Raw genomic sequence first — 17907 nt, 5'->3', positions numbered from 1 at the left:
TCAGACACCTGCCTTCTCGTTGAGCACAGTCTTCACGCGGGCGATATCCCGACGAACCTGCTTGAGCAGATGAGTCTGGCTCAGTTGGCCGGTGGCCTTCTGCATGCGCAGGTTGAACTGCTCGCGGAGGAGTTCGAGGAGCTGCTCTTGGAGCTGCTCGGCGGACTTTTCACGAATTTCCTGGGCTTTCATCACATCACCGTCCGTTTCACAAAGGTGGTGGAGACCGGGAACTTCTGAGCGGCCAGAGCGAAGGCTTCGCGTGCCAGCTCTTCAGAAACACCTTCGATCTCGTAAAGGACACGACCGGGCTGGATCTGAGCGACCCAGTACTCGACGGAGCCCTTACCTTTACCCATCCGGACTTCCAGAGGCTTCTTGGAAATCGGCTTATCCGGGAAGACGCGGATCCAGATCTTGCCGCCACGCTTGACGTGACGAGTGATCGCACGACGACCAGCTTCGATCTGACGGGCGGTGACGCGGCCGCGGCCGGTGGCCTTCAGGCCGAATTCGCCGAAGCTCACTTTGCTTCCGCGATGCGCCAGGCCACGGTTGCGGCCCTTTTGCACCTTGCGGAATTTTGTACGCTTGGGTTGTAACATCGAATCGCTCTCCCCTTACCTGGAACCTTTCTTCTTGGAGGGCGCTGCCTGGCTTTGCTTAGCCTTGGCGCGGACCTCTTCGATGCCCCCGAGGATTTCACCCTTGAAGACCCAGACCTTGACACCGATGATGCCGTAGGTGGTCTTGGCTTCGTAGGTGGCGTAATCGATGTCCGCACGCAGGGTATGCAGCGGAACACGACCTTCGCGGTACCACTCGGTGCGGGCAATTTCCGCGCCGCCGAGGCGACCGGAGAGCTGCACCTTGATGCCGCCGGCGCCCAGACGCATGGCGTTCTGGACAGCGCGCTTCATGGCGCGACGGAACATGACGCGGCGCTCAAGCTGACCGGCAATGTTCTGCGCGACGAGCTGGGCATCCAGCTCAGGCTTGCGAACTTCCTCGATGTTGACGTGGACGGGCACGCCCATCATCTCGGTGACGTCGCGACGCAGGCGATCGACATCTTCGCCCTTCTTGCCAATCACGATGCCCGGACGGGCAGTGTGAATGGTGATGCGTGCGTTGTTCGCGGGACGCTCGATGGTGATCTTGCTGACAGAGGCGTTCTTCAAACGCTCTTCCAGGAAGCTACGAACCGCGAGGTCGTTGTTCAGCTTGTCGGCATAGGCGCCGCGCTCGGCGTACCAGACAGAGGTATGGTCTTTGACGATACCCAGTCGGATGCCTGTCGGATTGACTTTCTGACCCATCTGGTCGACTCCTACTTCTCGGCTACCTTGACGGTGATGTGGCAAGTGCGCTTCAGAATGCGATCCGCACGGCCCTTGGCGCGCGGACGGATGCGCTTGAGCGTCATGCCCTCATCGACGCAGATGGTCGAGACACGCAGCTCGTCGATGTCCATGCCGTTATTTTCTTCCGCATTCGCGATGGCGGACTGCAGCACCTTCTTGACCAGCTTGGCCGCCTTCTTCGGGGAGAAGGTCAGCAGGTCGAGTGCTTCGGCGACAGGCTTACCGCGCACCTGATCAGCCACCAAACGGGCCTTCTGGGCGGATAAACTGGCGCCACGCAGCTTTGCTGTGACTTCCATCTCTTAATCCTCTCTGGCTTACCGTTTGGCTTTCTTGTCCGCCGCATGGCCGCGATAGGTGCGGGTAGCAGCGAATTCGCCCAGCTTGTGGCCAACCATTTCCTCGGAAACATGCACCGGGACGTGTTGGCGACCGTTATGGACTGCAATGGTGAGCCCGACCATGTTGGGCAGGACCATTGAACGACGCGACCAGGTCTTGATCGGTTTGCGATCGTTCTTTTCCGCTGCAGTCTCAACCTTTTTCAGCAGATGAAGGTCGACGAAAGGACCTTTCTTCAGTGAACGTGGCACAGCCGTTACCTCTTAATGTCTTGGCGTGGGATCTTAACCGCGAGCCTTACGGCGGCGGACGATCAGCTTGTCGGTGCGCTTGTTCTTGCGGGTCTTGTATCCCTTGGTGGGCATACCCCACGGGGACACCGGATGACGACCACCGCTGGTGCGGCCTTCACCACCACCGTGCGGGTGATCCACCGGGTTCATCGCGACACCGCGAACGGTCGGGCGCACACCTCTCCAGCGCTTCGCACCGGCCTTGCCAAGTTGACGCAGGCTGTGCTCGGAATTGCTCACCTCACCCAGGGTCGCGCGGCACTCTGACAGCACCTTGCGCATTTCGCCGGAGCGAAGACGCAGAGTGGCGTAGTTACCTTCACGAGCCACCAGCTGGGCGCTGGTACCGGCGCTGCGTGCAATCTGAGCACCCTTGCCAGGCTTCAGTTCGATGCAGTGCACCGTGGAACCCAGCGGGATGTTGCGCAGCGGCAGTGCGTTACCCTTCTTGATCGGCGCATTGACGCCGGACTCGAGGCGGTCACCAGCACTCACGCCCTTGGGGGCAATGATGTAACGACGCTCACCGTCGAGGTACTTCAGCAGTGCGATGTGGGCGCTGCGGTTCGGGTCATGCTCCAGACGCTCAACAATGGCCGGAACGCCATCCTTGGTGCGCTTGAAGTCAATGATCCGGTAATGGTTGCGATGACCACCGCCAACGTGGCGAGTAGTGATGCGACCATTGTTGTTACGACCACCGGACTTGGACTGCTTTTCGAGCAGCGGCGCGTAGGCGCGGCCCTTGTACAGCTCTTCACCAACAATCTTGACGACGTGGCGACGACCGGCGGATGTGGGTTTTGTCTTGACGATTGCCATGATCCGTACTCCTGCCTTTACTCGGCGCCAGAGAAGTCTTCAAGCGTCTCGCCGGCGGCCAGTGTCACGTACGCCTTGCGATAACCCTTGCGCATACCAACACCATGCGCGGTGCGCTTGGTCTTGCCCTTCACGTTCAGCACAGAAACGCGATCGACTTTCTTGCCGAACAGCTGCTGAACGGCAGCCTTGATCTCGGGCTTGGTTGCGTCACTCGCCACCTTGAACACGTACTGGTTACGCTCGGCGGCCATGGCGGCCTTCTCGGTCACGTGGGGACCAAGCAGAACCTTGAATACACGCTCCTGGTTCATGCCAGCTTCTCCTCAAATTTGCGCAGTGCGGAGACGGTAGCCAGGACCTTGTCGAAGGCGACCAGGCTGACCGGGTCGGCGGCGGCGACGTCCACTACATCCACGTTGGGAATGTTGCGGGCGGCCAGGTACAGGTTCTCGTCAACTTCTTCGGTGACGATCAGCACCTTTTCCAGGCCCAGGTCGGAAAGCTTGGCGACCAGCTGCTTGGTTTTCGGTGACTCGACAGAAAAGGCGTCAACGGCAACAAGGCGTTCCTGACGGACCAGCTCGGACAGAATCGAGCGCATGGCCGCACGGTACATCTTGCGGTTGACCTTCTGGGAGTGGTCCTGCGGACGAGCCGCGAAGGTCACACCACCGGTGCGCCAGATCGGCGAACGGATGGTACCGGCGCGAGCGCGACCGGTGCCCTTCTGGCGCCACGGCTTCTTGCCGCCGCCACGGACGTCGGAACGGTTCTTCTGGGCGCGGGTACCCTGGCGACCACCAGCCAGATAGGCAGTGACGACCTGATGCACGAGCGCTTCGTTGAATTCTTTGCCAAAGGTAGCGTCGGACAGTTCAACAGTCCCAGCGCTTGCACCTGCAAGATTCAGATTCATTGGAAAGTTCCCCTTCAGCCAGCTTTGACGGCGCTGCGCACGATGACATCACTGCCAGTAGCGCCAGGAACGGCACCTTTGATCAGCAGCAAGTTGCGCTCGGCATCGACACGGACGATTTCCAGGCTCTGAACGGTGCAACGTGCGTTGCCCATCTGGCCGGCCATCTTCTTGCCCTTGAATACGCGACCCGGGGTCTGGCACATGCCGATAGAACCGGGGGCACGGTGGGACAGAGAGTTACCGTGGCTGTTGTCCTGGGTACGGAAGTTCCAGCGCTTAACAGCGCCCTGGAAGCCCTTACCCTTGGAAGTGCCGGTCACGTCAACGCTTTGACCAGCTTCGAAGAGGGATACGGTGAGTTCGCCGCCCACTTCAGGAGCGTCTTCGCCTTCAGTCAGACGAAACTCCATCAGAGAACGACCAGCCTCAACACCTGCCTTGGCGTACAGGCCAGCTTGGGCCTTGGACAGATGCTTGGCTTTGCGGGAGCCGGTTGTCACCTGAACCGCAGCGTAGCCGTCGGATTCGACAGACTTCACGCAGGTCACGCGGTTGGGCTCAACCTCGATAACGGTCACGGGCACAGATGCGCCGTCTTCGGTAAAGACACGGGTCATACCGGCCTTTCTACCGACCAAACCGATAGTCATGCTTAGTCTCCTATAGTGTACGGGGCTATCACCCGCTATGGCTGCCCTTTCCAGAGCATTCCACTAGCACGTTGTGTAACGCCATCCCGGCGTGGCGGCTGCTGAACCTCATCTTTCATATCGAGGAACGCTGGGCCGCGAGTGTCTAGTGATATCAGTCGAGCTTGATCTGCACGTCCACGCCAGCGGCGAGGTCGAGCTTCATCAGGGCATCGACAGTCTTCTCGGTCGGCTCAACGATGTCGAGCACACGCTTGTGGGTACGAATCTCGTACTGATCACGGGCGTCCTTGTTCACGTGCGGGGAAACCAGCACAGTGTAACGCTCGCGATTAGTCGGCAGAGGAATCGGACCACGAACCTGGGCGCCGGTACGCTTGGCGGTATCAACGATTTCCGCAGCGGACTGGTCGATCAGGCGATGGTCGAAAGCCTTCAACCGAATGCGAATCTTTTGGTTCTGCATTTGCCCTAACTCCAATGGAACTTGACGGCGCGAGCCGTCAACCCACGCATTCAAAGGATGCGCATTATATGCGCCACGCCACCGAGAGTCAAACCCTCAATGACGATGCGCAGAAAAGGGGGCTCCTTGCGGAGCCCCCTTCGGTGATCACCGGTCTAACTTAGACCAGGATCTTGGCCACGACGCCAGCGCCGACGGTACGGCCGCCTTCGCGGATAGCGAAGCGCAGACCTTCGTCCATGGCGATCGGAGCGATCAGGTTGACAGTCATCTGAACGTTGTCGCCCGGCATAACCATCTCAACGCCTTCCGGCAGTTCACAGGTACCAGTGATGTCAGTGGTACGGAAGTAGAACTGCGGACGGTAGCCTTTGAAGAACGGAGTGTGACGACCACCTTCGTCCTTGCTCAGCACGTACACTTCCGCCTCGAACTGAGTGTGCGGAGTGATGGTGCCCGGCTTGGCCAGAACCTGACCACGCTCGACTTCGTCACGCTTGGTACCACGCAGCAGGGCACCGACGTTCTCGCCTGCACGACCTTCGTCGAGCAGCTTACGGAACATCTCGACACCGGTAACGGTAGTCTTGGTGGTGTCCTTGATACCAACGATCTCGATCTCTTCGCCCGGCTTGACGATGCCGCGCTCAACACGACCGGTCACAACGGTACCGCGACCAGAGATGGAGAACACGTCTTCGATCGGCATCAGGAACGGCTGGTCGACAGCACGCTCCGGCTCAGGGATGTAAGCATCCAGGGCCTTGATCAGGTTGGCAACGGCGGTAGTACCCATGCCGTTGTCGTCCTTGCCTTCCAGAGCCATCAGGGCAGAGCCGGTGATGATCGGAGTGTCGTCGCCCGGGAAGTCGTACTCGGACAGAAGTTCACGAACTTCCATCTCGACCAGCTCGAGCAGCTCTTCGTCGTCGACCATGTCGGCCTTGTTCAGGAACACGACGATGAACGGAACGCCAACCTGGCGAGACAGCAGGATGTGCTCGCGAGTCTGCGGCATGGGGCCGTCAGCGGCGGAACAGACCAGGATAGCGCCGTCCATCTGGGCAGCACCGGTGATCATGTTCTTGACGTAGTCAGCGTGTCCCGGGCAGTCGACGTGAGCGTAGTGACGCTCCTCGGACTGATACTCGACGTGAGAGGTCGCGATGGTGATACCACGCTCACGCTCTTCCGGAGCGTTGTCGATGGTGTCGAACTCGCGCCAGTCACCGCCGAATACCTCGGCAGAAACGCGGGTCAGGGCCGCCGTCAGGGTAGTCTTACCGTGGTCGACGTGACCGATGGTGCCGACGTTGACGTGCGGTTTGGAACGTTCGAATTTTTCCTTAGCCACTGCTATGACCTCTTTCGTTAGCTAACGGTTAACCGTTCTGGTTGATGACGGCTTCAACGACGCTGGACGGCGCCTCTTCGTAGTCCGCAAACTCCATGGTGTAGCTTGCGCGGCCCTGGGTCTGAGAGCGCAGATCGGTTGCGTAACCGAACATCTCAGCCAGCGGCACGGTGGCGCGAATGACCTTACCAGAGGAAGAGTCATCCATACCCTGGACCAGGCCCCGACGGCGGTTCAGGTCGCCCATGACGTCACCCATGAATTCTTCAGGGGTCACGACCTCGACCTTCATCACCGGCTCGAGCAGAACTGCCTTGGCCTTGGGTGCGCCTTGCTTGATCGCCATGGAAGAGGCGACCTTGAACGCGGTCTCGTTGGAGTCCACGTCATGGTAGGAACCGTCGAACAGCGTCACCTTAACGTCGATCATCGGGTAGCCCGCGATGACACCGTTCTGGAGCTGCTCATAGGCCCCTTTCTCGACGGCCGGTACGTATTCCTTGGGAACCACACCGCCGACGATCTCGGAAGCGAACTTGAAGTGCATATCTTCGTCGTCGCCCTTGTCTTCGGCCGTCAACGGCTCGATACGCAGGTGTACGTGACCGTACTGACCGCGACCACCGGACTGACGAACGAACTTGCCTTCCTGCTCGACGCTCTGACGAATCGTCTCGCGATAGGCCACCTGCGGCTTACCGATGTTGGCTTCCACCTTGAACTCGCGACGCATGCGGTCAACGATGATGTCCAGGTGAAGCTCACCCATGCCGGAGATGATGGTCTGGCCAGTCTCTTCGTCGGTCTTGACCTGGAAGGACGGATCTTCCTGGGCCAGCTTGCCCAGTGCAATACCCATCTTTTCCTGGTCAGCCTTGGACTTAGGCTCGACCGCGACAGAGATAACCGGATCCGGGAACTCCATGCGCTCGAGAACGATCTTGTCGTTCAGGTCGCACAGGGTGTCACCGGTGGTCACGTCCTTCAGGCCGATACAGGCGGCGATGTCGCCAGCCAGAACTTCCTTGATCTCCTCGCGAGAGTTGGAGTGCATCTGGACGATACGACCGACGCGCTCCTTCTTCTGCTTGACGGAGTTGTAGACGCTGTCACCGGACTTCAGCACGCCAGAGTAGACGCGAATGAAGGTCAGGGTACCAACGAAGGGGTCGGTCGCGATCTTGAACGCCAGCGCAGCGAACGGAGCGCTGTCGTCGGCTTCACGAGTCGCGATGGTGCCGTCCTTGTCGTCCAGCTCACCTTCGATCGCCTTGACCTCGGTGGGAGACGGCATGTACTCGATGACGCCATCGAGAACGGCCTGAACACCCTTGTTCTTGAACGCAGAACCACAGGTGACCAGCACGATCTCGTTGTCGAGAGTACGACGACGCAGACCAGCCTTGATCTCGTCGATGGTCAGCTCGCCCTCTTCGAGGTACTTCTCCATCAGCTCTTCGGACGCCTCGGCGGCGGCCTCGACCATCTGCTCGCGATACTCTTCAGCGGTCTCCTGGAGCTCCGCCGGGATATCAACGAGGTCGTAGTTCATCCCGAAGTTGTCTTCATCCCACAGGATGGCCTTCATCTGGATGAGGTCGATAACGCCCTTGAACTCGTCCTCGGAGCCCCAGTTGATCTGGATCGGCACGACGTTGGCGCCAAGACGATCCTTCAGCTGGTTGACGACCATGAAGAAGTCAGCGCCGCTACGGTCCATCTTGTTGACGAACACCATGCGCGGAACTTCGTACTTGTTGGCCTGGCGCCAGACGGTCTCGGTCTGCGGCTGCACACCGGAGGAGCCACACAGCACGACGACGGCACCGTCAAGAACACGCAGGGAACGCTCGACTTCGATGGTGAAGTCAACGTGTCCAGGAGTGTCGATGATGTTGATGCGGTGCTCATCGAACTGCTTGTTCATGCCCTGCCAGAAGCAGGTAGTCGCCGCGGAGGTGATAGTGATACCACGCTCCTGCTCCTGCTCCATCCAGTCCATGGTGGCAGCGCCCTCATGGACCTCACCGACCTTGTGGGACAGACCGGTATAGAACAGGACACGCTCGGTAGTAGTCGTCTTACCGGCGTCGACGTGGGCCACGATACCGATATTGCGGTAACGCTTAAGCGGAGTCTTGCGAGCCACGATGTAACTCCCGTTGGTTGGCGATGCGCTTTAGAAGCGGTAGTGAGAGAAGGCCTTGTTGGCTTCTGCCATGCGATGCACGTCTTCACGCTTCTTGACTGCCGAACCCTTGCCTTCGGCTGCATCCAGCATTTCGCCAGCCAGACGCTGCACCATGGTCTTCTCGCCACGACGGCGAGCGGCGTCCACCAGCCAGCGCATGGCAAGCGCCTGGCGGCGGGACGGACGGACTTCGACCGGCACCTGATAGGTCGCACCGCCAACGCGGCGAGACTTCACCTCGACCATCGGCTGGATCGTTTCCAGCGCCTTGTCGAAGATCTCCAGCGGCTCTTCATTGGAACGCTCGGCAACCCTGTCCAGCGCACCATAGACGATACGCTCAGCTACGGACTTCTTGCCGCTGATCATCAGGTGGTTCATGAACTTGGCCAGACGCTCGGATCCGAACTTAGGATCCGGCAGAATCTCGCGCTTGGCCGCAACTCTTCTTCTAGGCATGATAAGCCCTCGGTTGAAGGGTCCTTCAGGTAAACCCGAGACACGCGATAGGCGGCTCGACCTTACTCTTATCAGACCGGGTCAATCTGGTAATGGAAGCGACGTAGCCCTTAGGACTTCGGACGCTTGGTACCGTACTTGGAACGGCCCTGCTTACGGTTCTGGACACCGGAGGTGTCGAGAGCGCCGCGAACGGTGTGATAACGCACACCCGGAAGGTCCTTTACTCGACCGCCACGGATCAGGACCACGGAGTGCTCCTGCAGGTTGTGGCCTTCACCGCCGATGTAAGAGGACACCTCGTAGCCGTTGGTCAGGCGCACACGGCAGACCTTCCGCAGTGCGGAGTTCGGCTTCTTCGGGGTGGTGGTGTAGACGCGGGTACAGACGCCGCGCTTCTGCGGGCAGGCCTGAAGCGCAGGCACGTCGGTCTTCGCGGCCTGGCGCTTGCGCGGCTTGCGCACGAGCTGATTAATCGTTGCCATAGCTGTTAGCTGACTCCAATGGGTTGCCTAAGCCTTTTCACAGTGGCGCGGATACACCCACCCCACTGTTAAAGGCTGCGCATTCTACTGGCTGATGCCAAGGCGCGTCAAGCCCGGAGCCGCAAAGGCTCCAGGCTTATGCCGACATCAGATCTCGTCGTCGTCCGAGTCCAGCGCGGTAAGCTGGGCACCCAGCTCCTGCTCGACATCGTACGCAGACGGCTGAAGCAGTCGCTCGGCGTCTTCACGCTTGCGGCGACGCTCCTCGTGATGGGTCAGACCGGTACCGGCCGGGATCAGACGTCCCACCACCACGTTTTCCTTCAGGCCGCGCAGATAGTCGCGCTTGCCGGTTACCGCCGCCTCGGTCAGCACGCGGGTTGTCTCCTGGAAGGAGGCCGCAGAGATGAACGACTCGGTGGCCAGGCTGGCCTTGGTGATACCCAGCAGCAGGCGCTGGTACTTGGCCTGGAACTTGTCCTTCGTCTGGAGCTCGCCATTTTGCTCCAGCACGCGGACCAGCTCGACCTGATCACCCGGGATGAAGTCGGAATCACCAGCATCAGTGATTTCGACCTTGCGCAGCATCTGACGCACGATCACTTCGATGTGCTTGTCGTTGATGCCAACGCCCTGCAGACGATAGACGTCCTGAACTTCGGCCACGATGTACTTGGCCAGTTCGGCGATGCCGAGCAGGCGCAGGATGTCATGGGGGTTGCTCGGGCCGTCCGAGATCACCTCACCCTTCTCGACCGACTCACCCTCGAAGACGGCAATCTGACGCCACTTGGGAATCAGCATCTCGAAAGGATCGCCTTCGGACGGGGTGATCGTCAGGCGACGCTTACCCTTGGTTTCCTTGCCGAAGCTGATCACACCGCTGATTTCGGCCAGGATCGCCGGCTCTTTCGGCTTACGCGCTTCGAACAGGTCGGCCACGCGCGGCAGACCACCGGTGATGTCCTTGTTACCGGACGCTTCCACCGGGATACGAGCGACGATTTCACCCACGCCGATGGCTGAGCCATTGTCGACGGTGACGATGGCGTTACCGGGCAGCGGATACTGCACGGGCGTATCGCTACCGGTCACGGTCACCGGCTTGCCGCCAGCGTCATTGAGCATGATCATCGGGCGCTTGTCGCGACCTGCCATCGGGCGAGCGGCGGACTCGATGATTTCGATCGAGGACAGGCCGGTCATCTCATCGACGCTGCGGTGCATGGTCAGGCCTTCGTCCATGTCGACGTAGTGCACCTGACCTTCTGCCTCGGCCACGATCGGGTGAGTGTGCGGATCCCACTTGGCCACTGACTGGCCGGCATCCACTGCATCACCGTCACGTACCGACAGCTCAGCACCGTAGGGCAGCTTGTAGTACTCGCGCTCACGACCGTGCTCATCGGCTACCGCCAGGGCACTGGAGCGAGACACCACCACCAGCTTGCCGTCGGCGCGCTCAACATACTTGATGTTGTGCAGGCGGACCTTGCCACCGTGCTTGACCTGAACGCTGTCCACCGCAGAGGCCCGCGAGGCGGCACCACCGATGTGGAAGGTACGCATGGTCAGCTGGGTACCAGGCTCACCGATGGACTGGGCGGCGATAACGCCGACCGACTCACCGATATTGACCTGATGACCGCGGGCCAGGTCACGACCGTAGCAGGAAGAACACACACCGTGACTGGTTTCACAGGTGATGGTGCTGCGCACGATGATCTCGTCGACGCCCATGGTATCGAGCTGGGCACACCAGGCCTCGTCCAACAGGGTGCCGCGCGGGATCAGCACTTCGTCGGTGCTCGGGTCGATGACGTCCTGAGCGACCACGCGGCCGAGTACACGCTGAGCCAGCGAGACGATGATGTCACCGCCTTCGATGACCGGGTGCAGGGTCAGGCCGTGCTCGGTACCACAGTCGGTCTCGGTGATGACCATGTCCTGCGCCACGTCGACCAGACGGCGTGTCAGGTAACCGGAGTTGGCCGTCTTGAGGGCCGTATCCGCCAGACCTTTACGTGCACCGTGGGTCGAGATGAAGTACTGCAGTACGTTCAGGCCTTCACGGAAGTTGGCGACGATCGGGGTCTCGATGATCGAGCCGTCCGGCTTGGCCATCAGGCCACGCATACCCGCCAGCTGGCGGATCTGGGCGGCACTACCACGAGCACCGGAGTCGGCCATGATGAAGACGCTGTTGAAGGAGTCCTGTTCGACTTCCTTGCCTTCACGATCGACCACGGTCTCCTTGGAGATGCCCGCCATCATGGCCTTGGCCACCTGGTCGTTGGCACGCGCCCAGATATCGATGACCTTGTTGTACTTCTCGCCCGCGGTCACCAGACCGGAGGAGAACTGGTCCTCGATTTCCTTGACCTCTTCCTCAGCCGCCTCGACGATCTCGGCCTTGGCGTCCGGGATGACGAAGTCGTTGACGCCGATGGAGGCGCCAGACCAGGTCGCCAGGCGGAAACCGGTGTACATCAGCTGGTCAGCAAAGATGACCGCTGCCTTGAGACCGGCACGGCGATACACTTCGTTGATCAGCTTGGAGATGGCCTTCTTCTTCATGGCCTGATCGACCAGGTCGAAGGGCACCCCTTCCGGCAGAATGCGGAACAGCAGCGCACGACCGACCGTGGTGTCACGCAGGCGACGGTGCTCGCTGCGCTCGCCGGTCTCCTCGTCGACATCCACTTCGTCCAGACGAACCTTGACGCGGGCGTGCAGCGATACACTCTGGGTGCCGAAGGCGCGCTCGACCTCGTTGAGGTCGGAGAACACCATGCCCTCGCCCTTGGCGTTGATGCGCTCGCGGGTCATGTAGTACAGACCCAACACCACGTCCTGGGAAGGCACGATGATCGGCTCGCCGTTGGCCGGCGACAGCACGTTGTTGGTGGCCATCATCAGCGCACGCGCCTCGAGCTGGGCTTCCAGCGTCAGCGGTACGTGAACGGCCATCTGGTCACCGTCAAAGTCGGCGTTGTAGGCAGCACACACCAGCGGGTGGAGCTGGATCGCCTTGCCTTCGATCAGCAGCGGCTCGAAGGCCTGGATGCCGAGACGGTGCAGGGTCGGCGCACGGTTCAGCAGTACCGGGTGCTCGCGAATGACGTCAGCGAGGATGTCCCACACTTCCGGCAGCTCGCGCTCGACCATCTTCTTGGCGGCCTTGATGGTGGACGCCTGGCCGCTTGCCTGCAGCTTGGAGTAGATGAACGGCTTGAACAGCTCCAGCGCCATCTTCTTGGGCAGACCACACTGGTGCAGACGCAGGGTCGGACCCACGGTGATAACGGAACGACCGGAGTAGTCGACACGCTTACCCAGCAGGTTCTGACGGAAACGCCCCTGCTTACCCTTGATCATGTCGGCCAGCGACTTGAGCGGGCGCTTGTTGGAACCGGTGATGGCACGACCGCGACGACCGTTGTCGAGCAGCGCATCCACGGACTCCTGCAGCATGCGCTTCTCGTTGCGCACGATGATGTCCGGCGCGTTGAGATCGAGCAGACGCTTCAGGCGGTTGTTACGGTTGATCACGCGACGGTACAGATCGTTCAGATCCGAGGTCGCGAAGCGACCACCGTCCAGCGGCACCAGCGGACGCAGGTCCGGGGGCAGGACAGGCAGCACTTCCATCACCATCCACGCCGGGTCGTTGCCAGAGCCCTGGAAGGCTTCAAGCAGCTTGAGGCGCTTGGACAGTTTCTTGATCTTGGTCTCGGAGTTGGTCTGCGGAATCTCTTCACGCAGGCGCTCGATCTCTTCCTCGAGATCGATATCCTTGAGCATGGCCTGGACGGCTTCGGCACCCATGCGGGCATCGAAGTCATCGCCGAATTCCTCGAGGGCCTCGAAATACTGCTCGTCGTTGAGCAGCTGGCCACGCTCGAGGGTGGTCATGCCGGGATCGACGACCATGAAGCTCTCGAAATAGAGCACACGCTCGATGTCACGCAGGGTCATGTCCATCAGCATGCCGATACGCGACGGCAGTGACTTCAAGAACCAGATGTGCGCGACAGGGCTTGCCAGCTCGATGTGCCCCATGCGCTCACGACGCACGGCGGCCTTGGTGACTTCAACGCCACACTTTTCGCAGATGATGCCGCGGTGCTTCATGCGCTTGTACTTGCCGCACAGGCACTCGTAGTCCTTCACCGGGCCAAAGATCTTGGCACAGAACAGGCCATCACGCTCGGGCTTGAACGTCCGATAGTTGATAGTCTCCGGCTTCTTGACCTCGCCAAAGGACCAGGAGCGGATCATGTCCGGCGACGCGAGCGTAATCTTGATCGCATCGAACTCGTCGGACTGAGACTGCGATTTGAGGACTTTCACCAAATCTTTCATTAGGTCGGCTCCGTTGCGGAGTTGTCATGGGCGGGGGCTTGCGCCCCCGCGGACCGTCATTCATTGAAGCGCCTTTCGGGCCGCCTCAGCTCTCCAGTTCGATATCGATGCCCAGCGAGCGGATTTCCTTCACGAGTACGTTGAAGGATTCCGGCATGCCCGCCTGCATGGTGTGGTCGCCATCCACGATGCTCTTGTACATCTTGGTACGACCTTCCACGTCATCGGACTTGACCGTGAGCATTTCCTGCAGAGTGTAAGCGGCGCCGTAGGCCTCCAGGGCCCAGACCTCCATCTCACCAAAGCGCTGACCACCGAACTGCGCCTTGCCGCCCAGCGGCTGCTGGGTGACCAGCGAGTAGGAGCCGGTGGAACGCGCGTGCATCTTGTCGTCGACCAGGTGGTTGAGCTTGAGCATGTACATGTAGCCCACGGTCACCGGACGATCGAACGACTCACCGGTACGCCCGTCATACAGCGTCATCTGACCAGAATCCGGCAGGTCGGCCAGCTTCAGCAGGTGCTTGATCTCGTGCTCCTTGGCACCGTCGAACACCGGCGTCGCCATCGGCACGCCCTTCTTCAGGTTCTTGGCCAGCGCGATGACCTCGTCATCGGTCAGCGACTCGATCTCTTCGACGCGGGTGCCCTGGGTGGAGTTGTACACCTGCCCCAGGAACTCGCGCAGCTGGCCGAGCTGTTGCTCGCGAGCGTCACGCAGCATGTGCTCGATCTTCACCCCAAGCCCACGGGCAGCCATACCCAGGTGGGTCTCGAGGATCTGACCAACGTTCATACGCGACGGTACACCCAGCGGGTTCAGCACGACGTCGATGGGCTCACCGTTATCGTCGAACGGCATGTCCTCGATCGGCATGATGGCCGAGATGACACCCTTGTTACCGTGACGGCCGGCCATCTTGTCACCCGGCTGCAGACGACGCTTGATGGCCAGGTAGACCTTGACGATCTTGAGCACGCCCGGCGCCAGGTCATCGCCCTGAGTCAGCTTGCGCTTCTTGTCTTCAAAGCGCTCGTCCATTTCCTTGCGACGGTTCTCGAGCTGCTCGTCGGCCTGGGCCAGCAGTTCATTGAGCTTCTCGTCCTGCATGCGCAGTTTGAACCACTGCTGACGCGGGAGCTCCTCGAGATAGGCGTCGGACAGCACGTCGCCCTTGGACAGGCGCGGACCACCGTTGACCGGCTGGCCAGACAGCGTGCGCTTGAGACGCTCGAAGGTGGCATCTTCCGCGATGCGGTAGGTTTCCTGAAGGTCCTTGCGCACTTCGTCGAGCTGCATCTGCTCGATGGACAGCGCACGGGAGTCCTTCTCGACGCCGTCGCGGGTGAACACCTGAACGTCGATGACGGTACCCTTCATGCCGGTGGGGGCACGCAGGGAGGTGTCCTTAACGTCGGACGCCTTCTCACCAAAGATGGCACGCAGCAGCTTCTCTTCCGGAGTCAGCTGGGTTTCACCCTTGGGGGTGACCTTACCGACCAGGATATCGCCTGCACCCACCTCGGCACCGATGTACACAACGCCGGCTTCATCCAGCTTGCCGAGTGCCGACTCACCGACGTTGGGGATATCGGAAGTAATTTCTTCCGGCCCCAGCTTGGTGTCGCGCGACACACAGGTCAGTTCCTGGATGTGGATGGTGGTGAAACGGTCTTCCTGGACGACCCGCTCGGACAGCAGGATGGAGTCCTCGAAGTTGTAGCCGTTCCAGGGCATGAAGGCGATGCGCATGTTCTGGCCAAGCGCCAGATCACCCATGTCGACAGACGGACCGTCGGCCAGGATGTCACCGCGTGCCACGTTGTCACCAGGACGCACGATCGGGCGCTGGTTCTGACAGGTGTTCTGGTTCGAGCGCAGGTACTTGGTCAGGTTATAGATATCGACGCCGGCTTCACCGCCGATGATCTCATCTTCATTGACCCGCACCACGATGCGCTTGGCGTCGACCGAGTCGATCACGCCGCCACGACGAGCCACGGCACAGACGCCGGAGTCACGGGCGACGAAGCGCTCCATGCCGGTACCGACCAGCGGCTTGTCGGCACGCAGGGTGGGCACCGCCTGACGCTGCATGTTCGCCCCCATCAGGGCGCGGTTAGCATCATCGTGCTCAAGGAACGGGATCAGTGCCGCTGCCACAGAGACGACCTGACGCGGAGACACGTCCATCAGCGTCACTTGCTCTGGACGCATGAAGGTGGTTTCACCGCGGTGACGGACCTGGACCAGGTCGTCGACCAGCTTGTTGTCACCGTTGACGGTGGCAGACGCCTGGGCGATGACGAAGTCACCTTCCTCGATGGCCGACAGGTGGACCACGTCGTCGGTGACCACACCGTCCACGACCTTACGGTACGGGGTCTCGAGGAAACCGTAGCTGTTGGTGTGACTGTAGGTCGCCAGCGAGTTGATCAGACCGATGTTCGGACCTTCAGGGGTCTCGATCGGACACAGACGGCCGTAGTGAGTCGCGTGAACGTCACGCACCTCGAAGCCAGCGCGCTCACGGGTCAGACCACCCGGGCCGAGAGCGGACACACGGCGCTTGTGGGTCACCTCGGACAGCGGGTTGTTCTGGTCCATGAACTGGGACAGCTGGGAGGAGCCAAAGAACTCCTTCACCGCAGCGGCCACCGGCTTGGCATTGATCAGGTCCTGGGGCATCAGGCCTTCGCTTTCGGCCATGGACAGACGCTCCTTGACCGCACGCTCGACGCGCACCAGGCCAACACGGAACTGGTTTTCTGCCATTTCACCGACGCAGCGAATACGACGGTTACCCAGGTGGTCGATATCATCGACGTCGCCGAAGCCGTTACGGATGTTGATCAACTCGCGCAGCACATCCAGGATGTCAGCACGGTCAAGCACACCGGAACCGGTGTCGGACTCACGACGCAGACGACGGTTGAACTTCATGCGACCGACGCCGGACAGGTCGTAACGGTCTTCAGTGAAGAACAGGTTGTTGAACAGCGTCTCGGCGGCTTCCTTGGTGGGCGGCTCGCCAGGACGCATCATGCGGTAGATTTCCACCAACGCCTCGAGCTGCGAGCCGGTGGTATCCAGCTTCAGCGTGTCGGAGACGAAGGGACCGCAGTCCAGATCGTTGGTATAGAGCGTTTCGATGGTAGTGATGCCAGCCTGCCCGAGGCCTTCCAGAATTTCTGGAGTGATTTCGGTGTTGCAGGGGCAGATCAGCTCACCCGTGGCCGGATTGATCTGATCCTTGGCCAGGGTCTTGCCGAACAGGTAATCCATCGGCACTTCAAGACGCTCAAGGCCAGCCTTCTCCAGCTGACGAATGTGCTTCTGAGTAACACGACGACCTTCCTCGACGATGACCTCACCGTCGGCACCCTTGATGTCGAAGGTGGCCGTTTCGCCGCGCAGACGCGACGGCACCAGCTCCACAGAGAAGCCAGACTTCTCGATGTGGAAGGTGCTGGTGTCGAAGAACTCGTCGAGAATCTCTTCGGCACTCATGCCCAGCGCGCGCAGCAGAACAGACGCCGGCAGCTTGCGGCGACGGTCAATACGCACGAAGACGTTGTCCTTCGGATCAAACTCGAAGTCCAGCCAGGAGCCGCGGTAAGGAATCACGCGTGCAGAGTACAGAAGCTTGCCGGAGCTATGGCTCTTGCCCTTGTCATGATCAAAGAACACGCCGGGACTACGGTGCAGCTGGGACACGATGACCCGCTCGGTACCATTCACGACAAAGGTACCGTTCTCGGTCATCAGGGGGATTTCCCCCATGTAGACTTCCTGCTCCTTGATGTCCTTGATGGCCTTGTTCGACGACTCTTTGTCGTAGATGATCAGGCGGACCTTGACACGCAGGGGAGCGGAATAGGTGACACCGCGCAGCTGGCACTCCTTGACGTCGAACGCCGGAGTGCCGAAGCGGTAGCTCACGTACTCGAGCGCGGCGTTGCCGGAGAAGCTCTCGATCGGGAACACGGACTTGAAGGCGGCGTGCAGGCCTACCTCCATGCGCTCCTCAGGGGAGCGGTCCTGCTGGAGAAAGTCGTAGTAGGAATCAAGCTGGATGGCCAGCAGGTAAGGCACATCCATCACTTGGGGCAGTTTGCCGAAATCCTTGCGGATGCGTTTTTTCTCAGTGTATGAGTAAGCCATCTGTATTCCCCAGCTTGTTCACCATGGGT

General features: G+C 60.4%; 16 protein-coding genes. All 16 read right to left on the bottom strand.

Annotated features, from left to right (window positions below; genetic code table 11):
* Entirely contained in the window at positions 1-192 is a 192-nt protein-coding gene (gene rpmC, locus KUV86_RS13915; protein WP_035596360.1) for a 50S ribosomal protein L29, read from the bottom strand.
* A complete protein-coding gene (rplP, locus tag KUV86_RS13910; protein ID WP_045990854.1) occupies positions 192-605 on the bottom strand; it encodes a 50S ribosomal protein L16 in 414 nt (137 codons plus the stop codon). The genes rpmC and rplP overlap by 1 nt, the downstream gene beginning before the upstream one ends.
* 15 nt (positions 606-620) lie before the next feature.
* Positions 621-1319, bottom strand: a complete 699-nt coding sequence (gene rpsC, locus KUV86_RS13905; RefSeq protein ID WP_045990855.1) for a 30S ribosomal protein S3 — start codon at positions 1317-1319, stop codon at positions 621-623.
* A gap of 11 nt (positions 1320-1330) precedes the next feature.
* Positions 1331-1663 carry a 50S ribosomal protein L22 gene (gene rplV / locus KUV86_RS13900; RefSeq protein WP_016856415.1) on the bottom strand — a complete coding sequence of 111 codons (333 nt, stop codon included), beginning with the start codon at positions 1661-1663 and terminating at the stop codon, positions 1331-1333.
* An 18-nt stretch (positions 1664-1681) separates the two neighbouring features.
* Entirely contained in the window at positions 1682-1957 is a 276-nt protein-coding gene (rpsS, locus tag KUV86_RS13895) for a 30S ribosomal protein S19 (RefSeq protein WP_045990857.1), read from the bottom strand.
* 33 nt (positions 1958-1990) lie between these two features.
* Positions 1991-2821, bottom strand: coding sequence for a 50S ribosomal protein L2 (gene rplB / locus KUV86_RS13890; protein ID WP_206944200.1), 831 nt, complete (start codon positions 2819-2821; stop codon positions 1991-1993).
* A gap of 17 nt (positions 2822-2838) precedes the next feature.
* A complete protein-coding gene (gene rplW, locus KUV86_RS13885) occupies positions 2839-3135 on the bottom strand; it encodes a 50S ribosomal protein L23 (protein WP_206944202.1) in 297 nt (98 codons plus the stop codon).
* Positions 3132-3740: a 50S ribosomal protein L4 gene (rplD, locus tag KUV86_RS13880; RefSeq protein ID WP_206944205.1), complete on the bottom strand. Its 609-nt coding sequence runs from the start codon at positions 3738-3740 to the stop codon at positions 3132-3134. The genes rplW and rplD overlap by 4 nt, the downstream gene beginning before the upstream one ends.
* 14 nt (positions 3741-3754) lie before the next feature.
* Positions 3755-4393, bottom strand: a complete 639-nt coding sequence (gene rplC / locus KUV86_RS13875) for a 50S ribosomal protein L3 (RefSeq protein WP_206944207.1) — start codon at positions 4391-4393, stop codon at positions 3755-3757.
* Positions 4394-4547: 154 nt separating this feature from the next.
* Positions 4548-4859, bottom strand: a complete 312-nt coding sequence (gene rpsJ, locus KUV86_RS13870) for a 30S ribosomal protein S10 (protein WP_089848256.1) — start codon at positions 4857-4859, stop codon at positions 4548-4550.
* 160 nt (positions 4860-5019) lie between these two features.
* Entirely contained in the window at positions 5020-6213 is a 1194-nt protein-coding gene (gene tuf / locus KUV86_RS13865) for an elongation factor Tu (RefSeq protein ID WP_206944210.1), read from the bottom strand.
* A 28-nt stretch (positions 6214-6241) separates the two neighbouring features.
* Positions 6242-8362, bottom strand: a complete 2121-nt coding sequence (fusA, locus tag KUV86_RS13860) for an elongation factor G (RefSeq protein WP_206944212.1) — start codon at positions 8360-8362, stop codon at positions 6242-6244.
* 30 nt (positions 8363-8392) lie between these two features.
* Positions 8393-8863: a 30S ribosomal protein S7 gene (rpsG, locus tag KUV86_RS13855; protein ID WP_023007554.1), complete on the bottom strand. Its 471-nt coding sequence runs from the start codon at positions 8861-8863 to the stop codon at positions 8393-8395.
* 110 nt (positions 8864-8973) lie between these two features.
* Positions 8974-9348 (bottom strand): 30S ribosomal protein S12, encoded by a 375-nt coding sequence (rpsL, locus tag KUV86_RS13850; RefSeq protein ID WP_206944213.1) that lies wholly within the window; start codon positions 9346-9348, stop codon positions 8974-8976.
* A 147-nt stretch (positions 9349-9495) separates the two neighbouring features.
* On the bottom strand, positions 9496-13713 hold the full coding sequence (gene rpoC / locus KUV86_RS13845; RefSeq protein ID WP_206944214.1) for a DNA-directed RNA polymerase subunit beta': 4218 nt from the start codon (positions 13711-13713) through the stop codon (positions 9496-9498).
* Between the two features lie 85 nt (positions 13714-13798).
* Entirely contained in the window at positions 13799-17878 is a 4080-nt protein-coding gene (gene rpoB / locus KUV86_RS13840; RefSeq protein WP_206944215.1) for a DNA-directed RNA polymerase subunit beta, read from the bottom strand.
* Positions 17879-17907 lie beyond the last annotated feature (29 nt).

The organism is Halomonas sp. DP8Y7-3, assembly GCF_019801675.1.
GTDB classification, from domain to species: Bacteria; Pseudomonadota; Gammaproteobacteria; order Pseudomonadales; family Halomonadaceae; genus Halomonas; species Halomonas litopenaei_A.
Note: the sequence above shows the minus strand (reverse complement) of the source record. Positions and strands in the feature narration are given on the sequence as shown.